20 protein-coding genes are annotated in these 18,474 nt (G+C 67.1%); 13 read left to right on the top strand and 7 right to left on the bottom strand.

The window, feature by feature from the left end; all coding sequences use genetic code 11:
* The first annotated feature begins 24 nt into the window (after positions 1 to 24).
* The 6 genes from rpmF (at position 25) to ACUJ46_RS10540 (ending at position 4,212) form a co-directional block, all read left to right on the top strand.
* Positions 25 to 204 carry a 50S ribosomal protein L32 gene (gene rpmF, locus ACUJ46_RS10565; protein ID WP_445390452.1) on the top strand — a complete coding sequence of 60 codons (180 nt, stop codon included), beginning with the start codon at positions 25 to 27 and terminating at the stop codon, positions 202 to 204.
* Between the two features lie 62 nt (positions 205 to 266).
* The gene (gene plsX, locus ACUJ46_RS10560) at positions 267 to 1,343 is read left to right on the top strand and encodes a phosphate acyltransferase PlsX (RefSeq protein WP_445390451.1); all 1,077 of its coding nucleotides are present in this window, start codon (positions 267 to 269) and stop codon (positions 1,341 to 1,343) included.
* Between the two features lie 8 nt (positions 1,344 to 1,351).
* Complete coding sequence (locus ACUJ46_RS10555; protein ID WP_445390450.1) at positions 1,352 to 2,314, top strand: beta-ketoacyl-ACP synthase III; 963 nt, start codon at positions 1,352 to 1,354, stop codon at positions 2,312 to 2,314.
* Between the two features lie 128 nt (positions 2,315 to 2,442).
* A complete protein-coding gene (locus ACUJ46_RS10550) occupies positions 2,443 to 2,760 on the top strand; it encodes an integration host factor subunit alpha (RefSeq protein WP_445390449.1) in 318 nt (105 codons plus the stop codon).
* Positions 2,760 to 3,476 carry a MerR family transcriptional regulator gene (locus ACUJ46_RS10545; protein ID WP_445390448.1) on the top strand — a complete coding sequence of 239 codons (717 nt, stop codon included), beginning with the start codon at positions 2,760 to 2,762 and terminating at the stop codon, positions 3,474 to 3,476. The genes ACUJ46_RS10550 and ACUJ46_RS10545 overlap by 1 nt, the downstream gene beginning before the upstream one ends.
* Positions 3,477 to 3,480: 4 nt before the next feature.
* Complete coding sequence (locus tag ACUJ46_RS10540; RefSeq protein ID WP_445390447.1) at positions 3,481 to 4,212, top strand: ParA family protein; 732 nt, start codon at positions 3,481 to 3,483, stop codon at positions 4,210 to 4,212.
* Positions 4,213 to 4,237: 25 nt separating this feature from the next.
* Here the strand turns inward: ACUJ46_RS10540 and ACUJ46_RS10535 are convergent, their stop codons facing one another.
* Both ACUJ46_RS10535 and ACUJ46_RS10530 read right to left on the bottom strand, forming a co-directional pair.
* Positions 4,238 to 5,671 carry a sensor histidine kinase gene (locus tag ACUJ46_RS10535; RefSeq protein ID WP_445390446.1) on the bottom strand — a complete coding sequence of 478 codons (1,434 nt, stop codon included), beginning with the start codon at positions 5,669 to 5,671 and terminating at the stop codon, positions 4,238 to 4,240.
* A 35-nt stretch (positions 5,672 to 5,706) separates the two neighbouring features.
* Positions 5,707 to 6,417 (bottom strand): response regulator, encoded by a 711-nt coding sequence (locus ACUJ46_RS10530; RefSeq protein ID WP_445390445.1) that lies wholly within the window; start codon positions 6,415 to 6,417, stop codon positions 5,707 to 5,709.
* A 265-nt stretch (positions 6,418 to 6,682) separates the two neighbouring features.
* Between ACUJ46_RS10530 and ACUJ46_RS10525 the strand changes: the two genes are divergently transcribed.
* Genes ACUJ46_RS10525 through ACUJ46_RS10510 form a run of 4 tightly spaced genes read left to right on the top strand, consistent with a single transcriptional unit; the run spans position 6,683 to position 11,191 of the window.
* The gene (locus tag ACUJ46_RS10525) at positions 6,683 to 8,092 is read left to right on the top strand and encodes a TolC family protein (protein WP_445390444.1); all 1,410 of its coding nucleotides are present in this window, start codon (positions 6,683 to 6,685) and stop codon (positions 8,090 to 8,092) included.
* Positions 8,089 to 9,231, top strand: a complete 1,143-nt coding sequence (locus tag ACUJ46_RS10520; RefSeq protein ID WP_445390443.1) for an efflux RND transporter periplasmic adaptor subunit — start codon at positions 8,089 to 8,091, stop codon at positions 9,229 to 9,231. The genes ACUJ46_RS10525 and ACUJ46_RS10520 overlap by 4 nt, the downstream gene beginning before the upstream one ends.
* A gap of 5 nt (positions 9,232 to 9,236) precedes the next feature.
* Positions 9,237 to 9,968 (top strand): ABC transporter ATP-binding protein, encoded by a 732-nt coding sequence (locus ACUJ46_RS10515; RefSeq protein WP_445390442.1) that lies wholly within the window; start codon positions 9,237 to 9,239, stop codon positions 9,966 to 9,968.
* Positions 9,968 to 11,191: an ABC transporter permease gene (locus tag ACUJ46_RS10510; protein ID WP_445390441.1), complete on the top strand. Its 1,224-nt coding sequence runs from the start codon at positions 9,968 to 9,970 to the stop codon at positions 11,189 to 11,191. The genes ACUJ46_RS10515 and ACUJ46_RS10510 overlap by 1 nt, the downstream gene beginning before the upstream one ends.
* Before the next feature lie 123 nt (positions 11,192 to 11,314).
* On the opposite strand, the gene ACUJ46_RS10505 is transcribed toward ACUJ46_RS10510, so the two are convergent.
* Together ACUJ46_RS10505 and ACUJ46_RS10500 are read right to left on the bottom strand one after the other, a co-directional pair.
* Positions 11,315 to 11,797, bottom strand: a complete 483-nt coding sequence (locus tag ACUJ46_RS10505) for an MliC family protein (protein WP_445390440.1) — start codon at positions 11,795 to 11,797, stop codon at positions 11,315 to 11,317.
* Positions 11,794 to 12,420, bottom strand: a complete 627-nt coding sequence (locus ACUJ46_RS10500; protein WP_445390439.1) for a glutathione peroxidase — start codon at positions 12,418 to 12,420, stop codon at positions 11,794 to 11,796. Before ACUJ46_RS10500 ends, ACUJ46_RS10505 begins: the two co-directional genes overlap by 4 nt.
* 106 nt (positions 12,421 to 12,526) lie before the next feature.
* On the opposite strand from ACUJ46_RS10500, the gene metZ reads away from it, so the two are divergent.
* The 3 genes from metZ to ACUJ46_RS10485 are packed head-to-tail and all read left to right on the top strand — an operon-like array spanning position 12,527 to position 14,927.
* Complete coding sequence (gene metZ, locus ACUJ46_RS10495) at positions 12,527 to 13,732, top strand: O-succinylhomoserine sulfhydrylase (RefSeq protein ID WP_445390438.1); 1,206 nt, start codon at positions 12,527 to 12,529, stop codon at positions 13,730 to 13,732.
* Positions 13,729 to 14,142 carry a Co2+/Mg2+ efflux protein ApaG gene (apaG, locus tag ACUJ46_RS10490; protein ID WP_445390437.1) on the top strand — a complete coding sequence of 138 codons (414 nt, stop codon included), beginning with the start codon at positions 13,729 to 13,731 and terminating at the stop codon, positions 14,140 to 14,142. Before metZ ends, apaG begins: the two co-directional genes overlap by 4 nt.
* Positions 14,142 to 14,927, top strand: a complete 786-nt coding sequence (locus ACUJ46_RS10485) for a LysR family transcriptional regulator (protein ID WP_445390436.1) — start codon at positions 14,142 to 14,144, stop codon at positions 14,925 to 14,927. The genes apaG and ACUJ46_RS10485 overlap by 1 nt, the downstream gene beginning before the upstream one ends.
* Positions 14,928 to 15,018: 91 nt before the next feature.
* Here the strand turns inward: ACUJ46_RS10485 and ACUJ46_RS10480 are convergent, their stop codons facing one another.
* From ACUJ46_RS10480 to ACUJ46_RS10470, 3 genes are all read right to left on the bottom strand, one after another.
* Positions 15,019 to 16,197 carry an AAA family ATPase gene (locus ACUJ46_RS10480; RefSeq protein ID WP_445390435.1) on the bottom strand — a complete coding sequence of 393 codons (1,179 nt, stop codon included), beginning with the start codon at positions 16,195 to 16,197 and terminating at the stop codon, positions 15,019 to 15,021.
* A 79-nt stretch (positions 16,198 to 16,276) separates the two neighbouring features.
* On the bottom strand, positions 16,277 to 17,152 hold the full coding sequence (locus ACUJ46_RS10475) for an MBL fold metallo-hydrolase (protein WP_445390434.1): 876 nt from the start codon (positions 17,150 to 17,152) through the stop codon (positions 16,277 to 16,279).
* A 105-nt stretch (positions 17,153 to 17,257) separates the two neighbouring features.
* On the bottom strand, positions 17,258 to 18,472 hold the full coding sequence (locus ACUJ46_RS10470) for a PQQ-dependent sugar dehydrogenase (RefSeq protein WP_445390433.1): 1,215 nt from the start codon (positions 18,470 to 18,472) through the stop codon (positions 17,258 to 17,260).
* Between the last annotated feature and the right edge of the window lie 2 nt (positions 18,473 to 18,474).

Here is an 18,474-nt window from a genome sequence, read left to right as displayed (position 1 = left end):
CAGACATCAAGAAGAAGGTGCCTCATGGCAGTCCCCAAGCGCAAGACTTCGCCTTCCAAGCGTAACATGCGGCGCAGCCACCACGCGCTGACCGCCGTTGTTCCGCAGGAATGCAGCAACTGCGGCGAGCTGAAGCTTCCGCACCACATCTGCCCGTCCTGCGGTTTCTACGACGGCCGCGAAGTGATCGCCCAGGCGGACTGACGCCCGCCTGTGATGCAGGGGGGCGCTTGCGGCGGCGCGGGCATGAAGGCTAGGCAAAGGCCGTGAACAGGTCCGCAAAGCAAAGCACCCCCGTGATCGCCCTGGACGCAATGGGTGGTGACATTGGCCCCCCGGTGGTTATCGCCGGGGCAGAACTTGCGCGTGAGCGCTACCCGGATATCCGCTTCCGCATTTACGGGCAGGAGCAAGTCATCCGTGACGCCCTTGCTTCGGCGCCGCGTGTCGCTGCCGAAGCCGAGATCATCCATGTCGATGGAGTCGTGCTTGGTAGCGACAAGCCGAGCCATGCGATTCGCCGTGCCCGCACGACATCCATGGGTCTTGCCATCGATGCGGTGAAGCAGGGCGATGCACTGGCCTGTGTTTCCGCCGGGAATACCGGGGCGCTGATGGCCATGGCCAAGCTGGCGTTGCGCACCATGGACGGAATCGACCGGCCGGCGCTCGTGGCCCTCATGCCCACGATGAAAAGCGATTCGGTCGTCCTCGATCTTGGCGCCAACACCGAGTGCGATGCCGAGAATCTCGTGCAGTTCGCCGTGATGGGCGCTGCCTTCGCCCGCACCGTCCTGGGGCTGGAGCGCCCCAAGGTCGCCTTCCTCAACATCGGCGAGGAAGAAATGAAGGGCACCGAATCGATTCGAGATGCCGCCCAGCTTCTGCGCACAGCCGCCGTCGAGCTGCCGCTCGATTTCCTCGGCAATGTCGAGGGCAATGGCATTGCGCAGGGCGATACCGATGTCATCGTGACCGACGGTTTTTCCGGAAACATCGCGCTGAAGACCGCCGAGGGCACGGCGCGCCTGGTGACGGGCCTGCTCGCTGACGCCTTCCGCGCATCCTGGCTTTCGAAGCTGGGCTATCTCCTGTCCCGCTCGGCGCTGCGGGCGCTCAAGGATCATATCGATCCCAACAATCACAATGGCGCGGTTTTCCTGGGTCTGAACGGCATCGTGGTGAAAAGCCATGGCGGCGCCAACATCAAGGGATTCGCCAATGCCATCGGAGTCGCACACGACCTGGTGACACAGGACATCCACGCCCGTATCCAGGCCGACATGGCCAATTTCGCCGCCCATCGGCCCGGAGCCCCCGGCTCCACCGCCAACGCAGCCTGAGGTTAGAGATGTCCCGCAGATCCGTCATCGTCGGCACGGGCGGCGCGTTGCCGCCGCGTATCGTTTCCAATGCCGACCTCGCCGAACGTCTCGACACCAGCGACGACTGGATAGTCGAGCGTAGCGGCATAAGCGAACGGCGCATCGCCGAACCGCAGGTTGTCACCTCCGATCTCGCCGTCGAGGCCGCCGAGGCGGCGCTCGCCGCCGCCGGGCTGGGCGCTGACGCCATCGATCTCGTGATCGTGGCCACCGCGACACCCGAAAGCACCTTCCCCGCAACCGCGACGAAGGTGCAGGCGCGCCTCGGCATCACGCGCGGCGCCGCCTTTGACGTGGCAGCGGTATGCACCGGCTTTGTCTATGCGCTCTCGATCGCCGACAGCCTGCTGAAGACTGGCCCCTACAGCCGCGCGCTGGTGATCGGCGCGGAACTTTTCAGCCGCATCCTCGACTGGGAGGACCGAACCACCGCCGTGCTCTTCGGTGACGGAGCGGGCGCCGTGGTCCTCGAAGCGCGCGACGAAGGCGAGCGGGGCATCATTGTCAGCCGCCTGCACGCCGACGGCCGCCATGGCGATCTTCTCTATGTCGATGGCGGGGCGGGAAGCACCGGCACCGTCGGCAAGCTCAGGATGAAGGGGCGCGAGGTGTTCCGCCACGCCGTCCAGAATCTGGCGAACGTGACCGAGGAAGTTCTGGAGGCCGGCGGCGTGACGGCGGCCGACCTCGACTGGCTTGTTCCACACCAGGCCAATGCCCGGATTCTCGAAGCGACGGCGCGCAAGCTCGGCCTCCCGCCCGAGAAGATGGTGGTGACGGTGAACCGCCACGCCAACACCTCGGCCGCATCGGTTCCGCTGGCGCTCGATGCCGCCGTGCGCGATGGCCGGATCCGCCCCGGTGATCTCTGCCTTCTGGAAGCCATGGGTGGCGGCTTCACCTGGGGCGCCGTGCTGCTGCGCTTCTGATCCCTTCGCCATGCCGCAATGCCGGCGGCAGGCAGGATATGCCTTGCCCTGAAGCCGCTTTGTCGGCATGATAAAGTATTGAGCCAAGCCACGCTATTGATTGGCCTCTTTGCGGAAGGATGGGGCGGATGGCCGGATCGCAGACCAAGGCGGGCAAGATGGTGCCCACCCTCACGCGCGCAGACCTCGCGGATGAACTGCATCGCGCGATAGGCCTCTCGCGCGCCGAATCGGCGGAACTGGTCGAGCAGGTGCTCGACACGGTTGCCGAGGCGCTGCTTTCGGGCGGCAATGTGAAGCTTTCCTCCTTCGGCAGCTTCATGCTGCGCCGCAAGGGCCTCAGGGTCGGCCGCAACCCCAAGACGGGCGTCGAGGTTCCCATCCAGCCCCGCACGGTGCTGACCTTCCGCCCGAGCCAGTTGCTGCGGCAGAGGATCAACGACTGATGGCGCGAAGTACGAGTGGCCGGCGCGGAGCCGCTGCTGACACCGAAGAGAAGAACGCACCCGCCGGCACGGCCGAAGCCGTGACTGAAGCCGTGTCCCTGGGCGACGTGGAAGCCGAGGCGGGCGAAGCGGAGGCGGGCGAAAAGCCGGTACGGCGCGGGCGCCGCGCGAAGCCTGCCACCGGAACCGCCATCGACTCGTCCGGCAAGGATCCGGCGGCGTTCCGCACCATCCGCGAAGTCTCCGAGCTTCTGGGGGTGCCGCAGCATGTGCTGCGCTTCTGGGAAACCCGCTTTCCCGAACTGAAGCCCCTGCAGCGCGGCGGCAACCGGCGCTATTATCGCCCTGCAGATGTCGCCTTCGCATCCGCGCTTCACAAGCTGCTTCACCAGGATGGTTTTACGGTGAAGGGGGTCAGGAAGCTCATTACCGAAAATGGCGCTGCGAATCTTGTCGCCATTGCGGAAGGCGCGGCGGTCGTGCCGCGCAAGCCCGGCACGCGGGCAACCACGCGCCTTGCCATCGTGCCCGGTGACGAGACTGCCGCAAAGACCGCGCAGCCTGCGGGCGCGCCTGCGACGGCGGTGGCGACCATAGCCCGCGCGCCTGCTGGCGGCACCCGGCGGGCGGAAGCCTCGGGCGGGGATTCGGTCGTTGTGCCGCTCTCATCCCTGATGGCCATGCGCGACCGGCTCATCCTGGCGCTCGCCGCCTGATCCGATGAAGGCGATCGCGGTCTTTTCGATCAAGGGTGGGGTTGGAAAGTCCGCGACGGCCGTGAACCTTGCCCATGCGGCGGCGACTACGGGTGGCAGGCGGACCCTGCTTTGGGATCTCGATTCGCAAGGGGCGGCCACCTATCTGCTGAAGCTGGCGCCCAAGGCCGGCGTGAAGGCGCGCGCGGCCGTCGCGGGTGATCGCAGCATTGCCGATCCTATCCTGTCGAGCGAATTTCCCAATCTCGACGTTCTGCCCGCCGACCGGAGCCTGCGCCGGGTGGAGGGGGATCTTGCCCAGTCCGACAAGCTGAAGCAGCTGAAGAAGCATCTGAAGTCGCTGTCGGAATCCTATGACCGGGTGATCATCGACTGTCCGCCAGGGCTGTCCGAACTTGCGGACAGACTGTTCCGCGCGGTCGATCTCATTGTCACGCCGCTGCTGCCATCGCCGCTTTCGGAACGTGCGGAAGAGCAGTTGCGCGCGGAACTTCTCAAGCACCATGGCGGCCGGCCGCCGGTGCTGGCTGTCTGGAGCATGGTGGACGCGCGGCGGAAGCTGCACCGCGAAACCGTGGCGCGCCACCCCGAACGGCTCCGGATCCCCTATTCCGCCGCAATCGAGGCCATGGCTGTGCGCCAGGCACCGGTAGCGGTTGTCCAGCCCGGAAGCCAGCCGGCGCGGGCCTTCGCCGCCCTTTGGGCGCAGGTCGAGCAGGCGCTCATCGCCGGCTGAGCTCATCGCCGGCTGACCGGCCGGTTCAGCGGCGTTTGCGGTCTGTGTTCGGCGCTGCCGAACTGGCCAGGGGCAGCGTGACCCGCGCGCGCAGCCCCCCAATCGGCCGGTTCTTCAGCTCCACGTCGCCGCCATGGGCACGTGCGATGGTGCGAACGACAGCCAGCCCCAGCCCGATACCGCCGGTTTCGCGATTGCGCGAGCGTTCGAGCCTGTAGAAGGGCTCGAACACGCGCTCCTCCTCGCCCTCCGGGATGCCGGGGCCTTCGTCCTCGATGTCCACCACGGCCATGTCGCCGTCGCGCCAGACCTTCGCATGCGCGACCCTGCCGTAATTCTCGGCGTTTTCCAGCAGGTTGCTGAACAGCCGGCGGAGGGCAAGGGGATCCCCGTCGACCACCAGCGTTTCTCCGGCCTCGGCGCTGACCTTGCGGCCGGTCAGGGCCATGTTGTCGGCCACATTCTCGACAAGCGAGCCAAGTTCCAGCCGCTGCCTGTCAGACGGGCGGCTTTCCGATTTGGCGAGATCCATGGTGGCGTTCACCATCGCCTTCATCTCCGCGACATCGGACGCCAGCGCGCTGCGGGTCGGGTCATCGATGGACTCGATGCGGAAGGCCAGCCGGGTGAGGGGGGTGCGAAGATCATGGGCGATGGCCGCAAGCATCTGCGTCCGGTCGGTGACATAGGCCTGGAGACGTTGCTGCATCTTGCGGAAGGCGTCAGACGCGCGGATCACCTCCGTCGGGCCGATGATGTTCGGGGGCTGGGTGTTCGGATCGCGGCCGAGCCGCTCGGCGGCATCGGCAAACTGGCCGAAAGGATCGGACAGCCTCTTGGCGAAGATCCATGCCACGGGCAGCATGGCGATGGCGCCGAGCAGGAAGAGCAGCAGGAACTGGCGTTCGCGGCTGTCGAATGGGCCGTCGTCTTTCGGCTCGATCAGGACCCAGCCGCCATCATCGCCAAGCACCGCGATCCGGAAGCGGCCGATGAGCGCCGGTTCCGCCATGGGCGGGCCACCGCCTTCGGGGACGGTGTAGATTTCCACGAACTTTCCGTCCTGTACGCCGGCGAGGGAGACTGCGATGTCCTCCGTCGCGCGCCCGAGGCGCGTGGCGATGGCGGCCTCCAGCCGCATGGCGGCCGGGCCATCGGAGGGGTCACGCGGGGGCGGGGCTGCGACAGGGCGAAAGATCAGCCCCTTGCCGCTGCCGGCCTCGATCGCGCGGGTGAGTTCAGCGATGCCGATGGCCTGCGGCGGGGCATCGGCCAGAAGGGCCAGCAACGCCATGGTGATGAGCTGGGCGACCGCGACAGTCGTCAGCACCAGGGCGAAGATGCGCGTGAAGAGGGAGCTTGGCACGTCCCGCCGGCCGGGCAGGCGGCCGGGCGGTGTGTTCTTCGGCGCTTCCGTGCGCGCGCCGCGCGCGGCACTGGCCACAGGCGTTTCCGGCATGGGCGTCACGCGCTGTGCCCCCGGTCCGTCGCCAGTCAGCGGCGAACGACGCGCGGCGTGAACATATAGCCTTCGTTCCGCACCGTGCGGATCAGCTCTTCATGGGCGCGGCCGGCGCCATCCAGCTTGCGCCGCAGACGGCTGATCTGCACATCGATGGCGCGGTCGTAGGTCTCGTTCTCGCGGCCACGGGCAAGATCGAGCAACTGGTCCCGCGTGAGGACTTTCTGCGGATTTTCCACGAAGACCCGCAGCAGCGAGAATTCGCCATCCGAAAGGGTGATGAGAACGCCTTCGGGCGAAGTCAGTTCGCGTCGGACGAGATCGAGCGTCCAGCCGGCAAATTCCGCGATCACCCCTTGCACCTCGGCGACAGGCTCGTGGCGGCGGCGCAGCACGGCGCGGATTCGGGCCAGAAGCTCGCGCGGGTTGCAGGGCTTGGCGAGATAATCATCGGCGCCCACTTCAAGCCCGACGATCCGGTCGCTGTCTTCTCCCATGGCCGAGAGCATGATGATGGCCGGACCGCCCGGGCCGGACAGGCGCCGTGCCACTTCCAGCCCATGTTCGCCGGGCATCATGAGGTCGAGGACGACGAGGTCGAAGGGTTTTGCCGCGCTGGCCATCACCCGGTCCATCGCGGCAGCGTCCTCGGCGGTTTCCACGTCGAACCCGTGTCGCGACAGGAAATCCGACACGACATCCCGGATACCGGGATCATCATCGACCAGAAGAATGTTCGGCATGCGCCCGTCTCTTTCGAAAGCTTCCGCAAACTCCTAGCGCGGCAAGAGGCCTCATGCAAAACCTGCGGGCCGTCTTTCCTTATTCCGGCGCCGGCCTTGACCTTGCAGGGAGCAGGCCGCAACTCTCTGAATGGCAGGCGCACAGTCGTCCTGCCAGTCAGGCCGGCAGTCAGTCAGGAACCCCTTCTTGCGCCTCAGTTCATATTTTCCGGATTGCCAGAGGGCGCGAGGATCCGTGACACGGATGCGGGCCTTGCCGGCACGGATGTTTGCTTTCCGCCTTTCCCTTTGCCTCGCCTCCGTCCTGGCCGGGGCAGCGCAGGCGCGGGACAATCCGGCAGCCCTCACGCCCATGCCGGATTTTCCGGCGGCCGGCCTGTCCGTTGCCCGTGCCGCCAGCCCCGAGGGCGGCTGCCAGGCGCTTTCGGCCGCCGAACTTGCGGCATCCGCGCCGCTTGATCTGGCTGCCCTTGTCGATCTTGCCCTCTGCCGCGCACCGCAAACGGCCGCCGCATGGGCGTCCGTGCGGGCCGCCGCCGAGCGCGAGGTGCAGGCGCGTGCGGCCTATGGCCCCAGGCTTGATGCGACACTGGGGCCGGATGCCAGCCTGAGCCGGCGCTGGGGCGGCGGTTTTCCGGCGACGACCGACAGCGGCGTATCGGCGACGGCGCGGCTGTCCCTTTCGTGGCTTGTCACCGATTTCGGCGGGCGCGCGGCGCGGATCGATGCCGCGCGCGCCAACCGCCTGGCGGCATTTGCCAACTTTGCCGATCGGGCGCAGGCCATCGCGCTCGAGACGGGGCTTGCCTATCATGCCGTGCTGGCGACGCTGGAAAGCGTCGATGCCGCCCGCAGCAACCTGCGCTTTGCGGAGGTGTCCCTCGAAGCCGCCACAGCGCGGCAGCGTGCCGGCATCGGCATCCGCTCGGACCGGTTGCAGGCAGACGCTGCCGAGGCCCGTGCCCGGCTGGATCTTCGTCGCGCCGAAGGGGATCTGGAAGTAGCGCGCGGCCGGCTGGCGTCGCTTCTGGCGCTGCCGCCCGATGTCCGGCTTCCGCTTGCCCGGCCCGAGGCGGTTTCCGCCGGCGCGGGGCTTGCTGCCGCGGCCGATCTGATCGCAGAGGCCGACCGCTTGCGGCCGGACCTGCGGCTGGCCGAAGCCAGCAGCGATGGCGCCCGTGCCGCCGCGCGCGCCGCGCGCGCGGCCCGGCGGCCCAGCATCAGCCTTGGTGCGGGGCCTGCCGCTACTTTCACCAGCGCCGGCTCGGATCTCGCCTCGGGTCAGGCCGGGGTCACGGTTTCAATACCGCTGTTCGACAGCGGCGGCCGGACAGCGGCCGTCGCCGAAGCCGACCGCGAGGCCGAGCGCGCCGACGCCCTCTACGCCGATGCCCGGCTGCAGGCCGCGCTCGATGTCTGGGGCCAGTATCAGGCCCTTGCCACCGAAACTGAGAATCTCGAGACGGCGCGACGCCTGCTGGCAAGCGCGGAAGAAGCAGCCGCCCTGTCGCAGGGGCGTTACAAGGCCGGCCTTGCCGGGGTGACCGAGCTTCTGAACGCGCAGGCCAGCCTTGCCGCCGCGCGCCAGCAGCTGGTGGCGGCCGACTATGGTGTCCGCAGCGCACAGCTGCGACTTGCCCACGCTGTCGGGCGGATCGGAGAAGCAGTCGAATGACCATGAAGCGCCTGGGCCGCGGCCAACGTCTTGCCCTGATCCTTGCCCTTGTGGCGGTGGTCGCCATCGGCCTCTGGCTCTGGCTGGGGCGCGACCGGGACGAATCCGGCCGTTACCAGACCGAGGCCGTCGTCCTTGGCGCGCTGACGGAGGAAATCAGCGCCAATGGCACGATCAACCCGGTGCGGGTGGTGAATGTCGGCTCGCAGGTCTCCGGCACGGTCGAGAAGCTGTATGTCGATTTCAACGACCGGGTGACGCAGGGGCAGGTGCTGCTGGAGCTTGACCCGCGCCTGTTCCGCGCCCGGCTGGCGCAATCCGAGGCAAGCCTCGCCAATGCGCAGGCGCAGGCGGAACTGGCGGCAGCCAATGCGAAGCGTGCCGCCGAACTGCGCCGGCAGGACTTCATCAGCCAGCAGGACTATGAGCAGGCGCTCGCCAGCGCGCGCTCGCAGGCGGCACAGGTCGCGTCGGCCCGCGCCTCGGTCGAGCAGGACCGGGCGAACCTCGGCTTCTCGGTCATCCGCGCGCCGGTTTCGGGCATCATCATCAGTCGCCAGATCGATATCGGCCAGACCGTCGCGGCCAGCTTCCAGACACCGACCCTCTTCACCATCGCGCGCAACCTTGATTCCATGCAGATCGAGGCGCTGGTGGCCGAGGCAGACATCAGCCGTGTGCGCGAGGGGCAGACGGTGCGCTTCACGGTGGATGCCCATGACGAGCGGGAATTCACCGGCAAGGTCAGCCAGGTGCGGCTGAACCCTTCGACACAGCAGAATGTCGTGACCTTCACCGTGATCGTCGATGTGCCCAATCCGGATGGCGCCCTGCTACCGGGCATGACCGTGACGGCGAGTTTCATCGTGCGCGGGTACAAGGACGTGCTGCTGGTGCCCAACGCCGCCCTCAGCTGGAAGCCGAAGGACTGGAAGCCCCAGCGCGCACCGGCAGGGCAGCGGGATGATGCCGGGCCGGGCACGCCGGCCACACTTTTCGTGCTGGGCGCCGAAGGCAAGCCCGAGCCCCGCCGGATCCGCCTGGGGGCATCGGATGCCATGCACTCCATCGTGCTGGGCGGTGAACTGAAGGCAGGCGATACGGTCATCACCGGTCTTGTCGAAGCCAAGGGTGACTGAAGCCGATGGGCGCCCTGATCGAGCTTCGCGACATCGTGAAGGAGTTCCAGACCGGAGCGGGGCCTTTCCGCGCGCTCGATGGTGTTTCGCTGACGGTGGAGGAGGGCGAGCTGATGGCGATCGTCGGGCCTTCCGGCTCGGGGAAATCGACCCTCATGAACGTCATCGGCTGCCTCGATGGTGCGACATCGGGGAATTATGTCTTCGATGGCGAGGATATCTCGTCCCTGGACGAGCCCCAGCTGGCCCGGCTCAGGAACATGGAGATCGGCTTCGTCTTCCAGCAGTTCAACCTGCTGCCGCGCCTTTCGGCACGGGTGAACGTGGCGCTGCCCCTGATCTATGCCGGGCTGGGCCGCGAGGAACGGCTGAGAAAGGCCGGCGAGATGCTCGAGCGAGTGGGGCTTGCAGGCAAGGAGGATTCACGGCCCAGCCAGCTTTCCGGCGGCCAGCAGCAGCGTGTGGCGATTGCGCGGGCGCTGGCGAACAGCCCGCGCCTCATTCTCGCCGACGAGCCGACGGGTGCGCTCGACACGAAGACCGGCGCAGATGTGATGCAGCTTTTCCACGACCTCAACGAAAAGCAGGGCGTGACGGTGATCATCGTCACCCATGATCCGCGTGTCGCCATCGCGACCCGGCGGGTGCTGCGAATCCTCGACGGGCGGGTCGCCTATGATGGCCCGCCAACGCCGGAAATGAAGGCCGCCGCCCAGCAGGAAGGGGCGCGCGTCTGATGCTTGGCTCGATGCTTGCCGAAGCCTGGGCGGCGCTGATCGCCAACCGGCTGCGATCCGGCCTTACGATGCTGGGCATGATCATCGGCGTGGCCGCCGTCATTCTCATGCTGGCGATCGGTTCGGGCGTTCAGGGCTATATCGAGCGCCAGATCAGCTCGCTGGGATCCAACCTCATCATCGTGAGTTCCGGTGCGGCGCGCAGCGGCGGCGGCTTTGCGCAGGGCATCGGCACCGCGCCCACCCTGACGCTGGATGACGCCGAGGCGATCGGGGCGCTGTCATCCGTCGTTTCTGCTGCGCCCCAGACAGGTTTTGCCACCCAGGTGGTGGCAGGGCCTGAAAATTGGCTGACCCAGGTGGTCGCCTCCACACCTGCCTGGTTCGAGGTTCAGGACTGGTTCCCGGAACAGGGCCGCGCCTTCACCGCCATGGAGGAGCGGCAGGCAGCGCGGGTCGCGGTGATCGGCCAGACTGTCGCTGACGAGCTTTTCGGCGCCAATGATCCGCTTGGCCGGCGTATTCGCGTGCGGGGCACCAGCTTTACCGTAATCGGCGTGTTGCCGGTGCGCGGGCAGGGCATCGGCGGCGTCAGCCGCGATGACACGATCGTCCTTCCGCTCAACAGCGCCCAGCGGCAGGTGCAAGGCCCCGGGGCGTTCCGCCGCTCGGTGCGGACGGTTTCGCTTTCAGTCGAGACACAGGAGGCCATGCCCCAGACGGAAGAAGCCATCCGCCAGCTTCTGCGCCGTCGCCACAGGCTTGCGCCGGCCGATGCCGATGACTTCACCATCACCAATATCACGGCCGTGGGCGACACCTTCTCGCAGACCACCTCGGCCATCAGCCTGTTGCTGGGGGCGATCGGCGGAATCAGCCTGCTGGTGGGGGGCATCGGCATCATGAACATCATGCTGGTGTCGGTCACGGAGCGTACGCGCGAGATCGGCATCCGCATGGCGATCGGCGCATCGCGCGCGGCCATCCGGCTGCAGTTCATGATGGAGGCGCTGGTCCTGTCGCTGGCCGGGTGCCTTGCCGGCGTGTTGTTCGGCACGGGCGCCGCCCTCGTGGCTGGCAACTTCCTGCCGTTTCCCACCGTCATCACGGCAAGTTCGGTCGTCATCAGCTTCCTGATTTCGGCCGGGATCGGCATCTTCTTCGGCTGGTGGCCGGCAACGCGCGCCGCGCGGCTTTCTCCGATCGAGGCGCTTCGCAGCTAGGGCTGTGCCGGCTGGCAGCCTCGGCGGCGTGGGTGGAACGGCCATGAAAAAGGCCCGGCCGGCGGTCTGCCGGGCCGGGCCTCATTCTGTCCGGGCCTGTCCCTTGAGGCGCGCCGTAAGCGGTCAGGCTGCAGGAACCGCGGCCGCTTCCCCGGCTGCGGCATCGGGCGCCATGGCAGCCGCTTCGGCCTCTTCGCTCTTCACCCGGCAGGTGCGGATGGTGACGGCCGCTTCCATGTCTTCCATCTTGTCGGACGGGATTTCCTGAAGCATGGCTTCGTCGCCCTTTTCCCACCAGATCAGGCCCTTGCCCGGCTCCAGCCCTTGCGGCGACGCATAGCGCGATCCGGAGGCGGCGACAGTCTGGACGAGGTTGAAGTTCTGGCCCTTGATCACGAGCGAGACGTCGGACTGACCCTCGGCATTGGTGCCATAGACGGCCGTGACGGGCAGATCCTTGTCGCAGCTGTAGCCGACCGAACGCGTTGCCGTGGCAAGCGAGGGGGCTGCTTCGGCGGCGACAGGCTCTGCCGGGGCTTCTTCCGCCGGCTTCTGGCCGCAGGCGGCGAGAAGTGCGGCGGCGGAAATCAGCGCGATCCGCATCATGCCGCGATGGCCTGCTCGATCGCGCGCTTCAGCGTGGGGCTTTCCGGCGTCACCTTCGAACTGAAACCGGCGATCAGCCGTCCGTCCTTGCCGATGAGAAACTTGTGGAAGTTCCATTTGGGCTCATTCTCCGTCTGCAGGCTGGCTTTTGCCCATTGGTAGATGGGCGCGGCTTTCGGCCCCTTCACCACGGCCTTTTCGGCCATGGGAAAGGTGATTCCAAACTTGGTTTCGCAGAAATCCCTGATTTTGGCGTTGTCGTCATATTCTTGGGACATGAAGTCGCCAGAGGGAACGCCGATCACGGTGAAGCCGTTCGGCCCGTAGCTTTCATGAAGCTTCTGCAGGCCTTCATACTGGGGCGTGTAGCCACAGAAGCTTGCCGTGTTCACCAGCAGGATCACCTTGCCGCGATAGCCGGAGAGCGGCAGCGGCTTTCCGTCGATGCGGGTGAGGGTGAAATCATAAGCCGTTTTCGAGGCGGTTGCGGGCGCAGCGCTGGGGGTTTTGCCCGCCTGCGGCGCAGGCTGCGCATGGGCGGTATCGGCCCTGGTGGCTGACATGATCATGCCGGCAGCAGAAAGCAGCGTGGCTGCCCCGAGAATGGAAAACCAGAAACGCATGGACACCCTTATTGTTTTGCAGCTCTCGCATTAACCCAAAGCATCAGGCAGGTCCACAGCAGCCGGGGGCTTTGCGCCGGGCCGTGCGGGGCTTAAGGACGGCAGCATGAAAAGGCGAGCAGGACAGGATCGCGGCCAGACGGCCAGTTGGAAACCGGCTACCCGCGCGGTGCGCGGCGGTACGGCCCGCAGCGAATTTGGCGAAACCTCGGAAGCCATCTTCCTGACGTCGGGCTTCTCCTATGACAATGCCGGCCAGGCCGCCGCGCGCTTCCGGGGCGACGAAAAGGGCATGACCTATTCGCGCCTGCAGAACCCCACGGTCGAGATGCTGGAAGAGCGGCTCTGCCTGCTGGAAGGGGCCGAAGCCGCGCGGGTTTCGGCAAGCGGCATGGCGGCCATGTCGGCGACGCTTCTGTCCACCCTTTCGGCTGGGGATCATCTGGTGGCGGGCCGGGCGCTTTTCGGCAGCTGCCGCGTGCTCGTCGATACGATCCTGCCTCGCTTCGGCATCCAGACGACCGTGGTTGACGGCCGCGACCCGGAAGCCTTCCGCCGCGCGATGCGCCCCAACACCCGCGCCGTCTTCCTTGAAACCCCGGCCAACCCCACGCTCGACATCGTGGACGTGAAGGCCGTGTCCGACATCGCCCATGACGCCGGCGCCCTTGTCATCGTCGACAATGCCTTTGCCTCGCCCGTCGTCCAGCGGCCGCTGGAGCTTGGCGCCGACATCGTCGCCTATTCCGCCACCAAGCTGATGGACGGGCAGGGCCGGGTGCTGGCCGGCGCCGTGCTCGGCCCGGCGGAATGGATGGAAAAGACCTACATGGCCTTTGCCCGCCACACCGGGCCGGTGCTGTCGGCCTTCAACGCCTGGGTCATCCTGAAAAGCCTGGAAACGCTGGAAATGCGGGTGACGCGCGCCTGCGAGAATGCACTGGCCGTCGCCCGTTTCCTCGAAGGCCGTGTACCGGGCCTTCTTTACCCCGGCCTCGAAAGCCACCCCCAGCACAGGCTCGCCATGGCGCAGATGTCGGCCGGGGGCACGATCATCGCCATCCATCTGCCCGGCCGGGCGGAAGCCCATGGCCTGCTCGATGCGCTGCAGCTCATCGACATCTCTAACAATGTCGGCGACAGCCGGACCTTGATGACCCACCCGGCGTCCACAACCCATTACAGCGTGCCCGAGAATGTGCGTGCGGAAATGGGGATCGGCGAGGGGATGCTGCGCCTGTCCGTCGGCCTCGAGGACAAGGACGACCTGATCGGGGATCTCGATCAGGCGCTGCGGGCGATCGGCCTGTGAGCCTCGACAGCCTGTTCGCGGCGGAGGCAACGACGGAGGGCATCACCGTGCGCGTCCAGCCCCGCTATGCGGGTGACCAGTCTGACCCGGCGCATGGCCACTGGGTGTGGCATTATCATGTGCGGATCGAGAATGGCAGCGGCTTTGCCGTGCAGCTGATGGATCGGCACTGGATCATCATAGACGGCCGGGGCGAGCGGCGCGACGTGATGGGCGAGGGCGTGGTGGGCGAGCAGCCGGTCATCGAGCCGGGCAAAAGCTATGATTATGTGTCCGGATGCCCCTTGACCACGCCCATGGGTTCGATGCGGGGGCGCTATGGCATGCTGGATTCCGGCGGCCGCCGGATCGATGTGGCAATTCCGGCCTTCGACCTGATCTCGCCCGATGCCCGGCGGGCGGCCAGCTGATGAAGCGCTCGCTGCTTCCGCTCAATGCCCTGCGGGTCTTTGACGCCGCCGCGCGCTCGCTGTCCTTCACCAGGGCCGCCGACGAACTGGCCGTGACGCCGGCCGCCGTCGGCCAGCAGATCCGCGCGCTGGAAGAGACGCTGGGCGTCATCCTGTTCCGCCGCACGGCGCGCGGGCTGGAGCTGACGCCCGAGGCGATCCGGGCGCTGCCGCACCTGAGGGCCGGTTTTTCCGCCTTCGAGGAAACGGTCGCGGCCTTGCGCGAAGGGCAGGGCGCAACCCGCCTGTCGCTGGGCTGCGCGCGCGGCGCGATCCGCCACTGGCTGATGCCACGCCTGTCGCCATGGCTTCTCGATCATCCCGAAACCACGGTGCAGATCCTGCCGCTGGATGCGCCGGTCGATTTCAGCCAGGCCAATCTCGACCTTGCGCTCAGCTATGGCCCGGCCCCGGATGCCGAAGGCGTCTTCGGGCGCAAGCTCGCCGAGGATGAGGAGCTGGTGACGGTGGCCGCCCCCGGCGCCCCGTCGCGGCCTATCGGCTGGCGCAATGGCGAGGGCGCTTCGCTTGCGTTGCCCGATGCCGGCCAGGCGCTCGACTGGGCGATTGCCGGGCTTGGCGAGGTGCGCGTGCCGCGCACGCTGGCGGCAGCGGCGCTTGCCGCCCGGCAGGTGGAGGAGCGCGGGGCGCCCGTGCCGTCCGACGATGGCTACTGGCTGTGCGCGCCGGCGCCGCAATGGAAATCCGCCAAGGTGAAGGCGCTGGTGGAAGCCCTGGCCGGCTGAGCCGGCCATCTGACGGGGTCCGGCTGAGCCGGCCATCTGACGGGGTCCGGCTGAGCCGGCCATCTGACGGGGTCCGGCTGAGCCGGCCTGCTCAAGGCCATTCCGGCATGATGCGTTTCATGAAGCTGTCGAACATGGGCACGGTGAAGGCCGTGTCGCCGTGCGCCGGGGAATGGAGCATGCCCTTGCGGATGAGCGAATTGCGGATGGGCGCAAGCTGCGTGACCTGCTTGCCCAGCCGCTCGGCAATATCGCCCGAACGATGCGATCCCGGCCCAAGCTCGGCCATTGCGCGCATGTAGCGCTTTTCCGTCGGCGTCAGCCGGTCGAAGCGCACGCGGAAAAAGCTGGCATCCAGTTCGGCCAGGGCCGTGACGCTTGCATTCTCCACATCCCGCACGGTTATGGGCGAGCAGAAGGCCAGATCCCATGCATGCTTGCCCCATTCCTGCAGGAAATAGGGATAGCCCTCGGTTGCCGCGATGATCGCATCGACTGCCGCCGGCTCGATCGATTCCTCCTCCCGTTCGATGGGGATGACGATGGCGTTGCGCGCGGCGCCGGCATCCAGCCGGGAGACTTCGACATATTCGAACAATCGCTCGGAATAGCTTTTCGCACGCCCCATGCGGCCCAGAAGCTGCGGCAGTCCCGCTGCCACCATGGTGACAGGCAGGCCCGCCTGCGCCACGGCATGAAGCGCCGCGATCAGCGCGGCCATTTCGGTTTCGCGCACATATTGCAGCTCGTCGATGAAGAGGATTGCGGCGCTGTCCCGCTCGCGCGCGGCCTCGCCGACGGCCAGCAGCAATTCGCTCAGATCGACTTCGAGATCGCCGGAATCCGCCGTGCCCTTCAGCGGCTCGAAATCGAGCGAGACTTCGATATCGGCATATTTCGCCTTCAGGCTGGCAAAGCTCGCCAGCGCCCGCAGCGCCTTGCGCGCGCCCAGTTTCGCCGATTCCAGCCTGTCGAGCTTCAGCAGAAGCGCCCGCAGCGGCGCGGCGAGGATCGCCGGGAGCGAACGGTCCTCCGGCGCTTCGATGCGCACGGCATGCAGCCCACGCGCTTCGGCATCCTGCCTGATCTGGCCGAGCAGAACGGTTTTGCCCGCACCGCGCAGGCCGTGAAGGATGAAGCTTCGGGCCGGGCGGCCAAGGGCGATGCGGTCGAGCGCGATCTGCGCGCGCTCGATCAGGTCATCGCGGCCGGCGAGTTCGGGCGGGCGGGTGCCGGCCCCGGGTGCAAAGGGGTTTCGAACGGGGTCCATAGGGGGTTTATCCCGGATTATCTCCTACAGATAAACCCCCATAAGAAGCCTATGCAGCCCAGGCTCATTCTCCCTGGCCTCAGGCCTCGGCATAGGTTTCAGGCACGTTGAGCGGCAGCGCCAGGCGGCGTGCGCCATCGGGCGCTGGGTCCGGCAGGCGGCCACCTTCCACATTCACCTGCAGGGAAGGCAGCAGCAGGCGTGGCGAATCGAGGGTCGCATCGCGCGCTTCGCGCATGGCCACGAATTCATCCTCGCTGATGCCGTCCTTCACATGCACATTGCCCTCGCGTTCGGCCCCTACCGTGGTTTCCCAGGCATAGGCGTCGCGGCCGGGCGCCTTGTAGTCATGGCACATGAAAAGCCGGGTTTCGGGCGGCAGGCTGAGCAGGCGGCGGATGGAGCGGTAGAGCGTCCGGGCATCGCCGCCGGGAAAGTCCGCCCGCGCGGTCCCGTAATCGGGCATGAAGAGCGTATCGCCGACAAAGACGGCATCGCCGATCCTGTAGCTGACACAGGCGGGTGTGTGGCCGGGCGTGGAGATGACCTCGAATTCGAGCGTGCCGAGCGGAATGCGCTCGCCATCGGCGAACATGTGGTCGAAGCCCTCGCCATCCTGCTTGCCGCTGATGCCGAAGCGCGGGCGGAAGATGTGCTGCACCTCGTCGATCCGGCCGCCGATGCCGATGGGGGCGCCTGTCCTGTGCTTCAGATAGCCGGCTGCCGAGAGATGGTCGGCATGGGCGTGGGTTTCGAGGATCCACACGGGCTTCAGGCCGAGGCTGCGGAGCCGTTCGATGAGCCTGTCGGCGGATTCGGTGGAGATCTTCCCCGATGCCGGATCGAAATCGAGGACGGAATCGATGATTGCGGCCTCTTTCGTCTCAGGGTCGGAGACGATGTAGGAGACGGTGTTGGTGGCCTCGTCGAAAAAGGCTTCAATGCTGGCGGCCATCTGCTTTCCTTTCATGGAAACCGGGCTTTGGGTCATGCAATAGAATTAGGAAATCCTAATGTATTCGTCAAGCAGCGATGCCTGCATGCCCGGCTGGCTGCCAGCCTAGCGGGAAGGGGCCAGCCGGATGATCCGGCCTTCTTCCTCGTCGGTCAGCACATAGACCAGCCCGTCGGGGCCGACGGCCACCTGCCGGACGCGGGCTTCCAGTTCGATGCGCCGTTCCGGGCCGGGGCGGCCATCCGCGCCGATCCGCACCACCCGCACATCCGAACTGACAAGCCCGCCAGCCAGGATTGCGCCATCGAGAGAAGGGATCGCCTTGCCGCGATAGACGGCGAGACCGGACGCGCCGATCGACGGGGTCCAGACGGAAACCGGATCGCGGAATCCGGGGCGGGACCGCTCGGCAGTGATCGGGTCGCCGGAATATTCGGTACTGTAGGTGACAACAGGCCAGCCATGGTTGCCACCCGAGGCAAGCCGGTTCAGTTCGTCCCCGCCGCGCGCGCCATGCTCGGTCGCCCAGATCGTGCCGGTCTTCGGGTCGCGCGCCAGCCCCTGGATGTTGCGGTGGCCCATGCTCCACACCCGCGCGTCCCAGCCAAGCTTCGGGTTGGCGACGCCGGGGTTCGATTTCAGCGGCAGGCCATCCGCGTTCACCCGCAGCACCTTGCCGAACCAGCTTTTCGGGTTCTGCGCCTGGTCGCGGATGTTCTGGCCGTTCAGCTTGATGTTGGGGTTGCCGCCATCGCCCACCGACATCAGCAGCGTGCCATCGGGCAGGAACTGGAGCCGTGCGCCGAAATGCGCGCCCCCGCGCTTGGCGACGGGGTTGCGGAACAGTTCCTTCACGTCAGCCAGCATGTTGCCGCTGAGCCTGCCGCGCGACAGCGCCGTCATGTTGGCGTCCTGCGTGCCGACGGCATGGGTGAAATAGACGAGGCCGTTGCGCGCGAATCCGGGATGGATGGCAATGTCGAGAAGCCCGCCCTGGCCGACGGCTGCAACCCTGGGCAGCCCGGCCACCGGCGGGCCGACGCGGCCATCGGTGGAGATGATGCGAAGCCGTCCGGGGCGTTCCGTAACCAGTGCGCGGCCATCGGGAAGGAAAGCGATGCCCCAGGGATGCTCCAGCCCCTTTGCCCAGACGCTTGCCGCAAGGCCCGGCTCCGCCGCCACCTCGAAGGGGACGATGGGCGGCGCTGGCGATGTCGCCTGCCGGCTGGCGGCGCCTTCGCGCGCCTGCGCGCTGGCGGGCGCGCCCGCTGCCAGCGTGAAAGCCAGTGCTGTCCCCAGCAGTGCCAGTGCGGTGCGCATGC

The organism is Sandaracinobacteroides sp. A072, assembly GCF_052616365.1.
Note: the sequence above shows the minus strand (reverse complement) of the source record. Positions and strands in the feature narration are given on the sequence as shown.

What these genes read in the sequence shown, in the direction of transcription:
- ACUJ46_RS10470 (WP_445390433.1), bottom strand. Translation starts at nt 18,472, where the DNA reads ATGCGCACCGCACTGGCACTGCTGGGGACAGCACTGGCTTTCACGCTG.
- rpmF (WP_445390452.1), top strand. Translation starts at nt 25, where the DNA reads ATGGCAGTCCCCAAGCGCAAGACTTCGCCTTCCAAGCGTAACATGCGG.
- ACUJ46_RS10480 (WP_445390435.1), bottom strand. Translation starts at nt 16,197, where the DNA reads ATGGACCCCGTTCGAAACCCCTTTGCACCCGGGGCCGGCACCCGCCCG.
- ACUJ46_RS10505 (WP_445390440.1), bottom strand. Translation starts at nt 11,797, where the DNA reads ATGATGCGGATCGCGCTGATTTCCGCCGCCGCACTTCTCGCCGCCTGC.
- ACUJ46_RS10510 (WP_445390441.1), top strand. Translation starts at nt 9,968, where the DNA reads ATGCTTGGCTCGATGCTTGCCGAAGCCTGGGCGGCGCTGATCGCCAAC.
- metZ (WP_445390438.1), top strand. Translation starts at nt 12,527, where the DNA reads ATGAAAAGGCGAGCAGGACAGGATCGCGGCCAGACGGCCAGTTGGAAA.
- ACUJ46_RS10530 (WP_445390445.1), bottom strand. Translation starts at nt 6,417, where the DNA reads ATGCCGAACATTCTTCTGGTCGATGATGATCCCGGTATCCGGGATGTC.
- ACUJ46_RS10540 (WP_445390447.1), top strand. Translation starts at nt 3,481, where the DNA reads ATGAAGGCGATCGCGGTCTTTTCGATCAAGGGTGGGGTTGGAAAGTCC.
- ACUJ46_RS10555 (WP_445390450.1), top strand. Translation starts at nt 1,352, where the DNA reads ATGTCCCGCAGATCCGTCATCGTCGGCACGGGCGGCGCGTTGCCGCCG.
- ACUJ46_RS10520 (WP_445390443.1), top strand. Translation starts at nt 8,089, where the DNA reads ATGACCATGAAGCGCCTGGGCCGCGGCCAACGTCTTGCCCTGATCCTT.
- ACUJ46_RS10475 (WP_445390434.1), bottom strand. Translation starts at nt 17,152, where the DNA reads ATGGCCGCCAGCATTGAAGCCTTTTTCGACGAGGCCACCAACACCGTC.
- ACUJ46_RS10525 (WP_445390444.1), top strand. Translation starts at nt 6,683, where the DNA reads ATGTTTGCTTTCCGCCTTTCCCTTTGCCTCGCCTCCGTCCTGGCCGGG.
- ACUJ46_RS10545 (WP_445390448.1), top strand. Translation starts at nt 2,760, where the DNA reads ATGGCGCGAAGTACGAGTGGCCGGCGCGGAGCCGCTGCTGACACCGAA.
- ACUJ46_RS10500 (WP_445390439.1), bottom strand. Translation starts at nt 12,420, where the DNA reads ATGCGTTTCTGGTTTTCCATTCTCGGGGCAGCCACGCTGCTTTCTGCT.
- ACUJ46_RS10485 (WP_445390436.1), top strand. Translation starts at nt 14,142, where the DNA reads ATGAAGCGCTCGCTGCTTCCGCTCAATGCCCTGCGGGTCTTTGACGCC.
- ACUJ46_RS10550 (WP_445390449.1), top strand. Translation starts at nt 2,443, where the DNA reads ATGGCCGGATCGCAGACCAAGGCGGGCAAGATGGTGCCCACCCTCACG.
- ACUJ46_RS10515 (WP_445390442.1), top strand. Translation starts at nt 9,237, where the DNA reads ATGGGCGCCCTGATCGAGCTTCGCGACATCGTGAAGGAGTTCCAGACC.
- ACUJ46_RS10535 (WP_445390446.1), bottom strand. Translation starts at nt 5,671, where the DNA reads ATGCCGGAAACGCCTGTGGCCAGTGCCGCGCGCGGCGCGCGCACGGAA.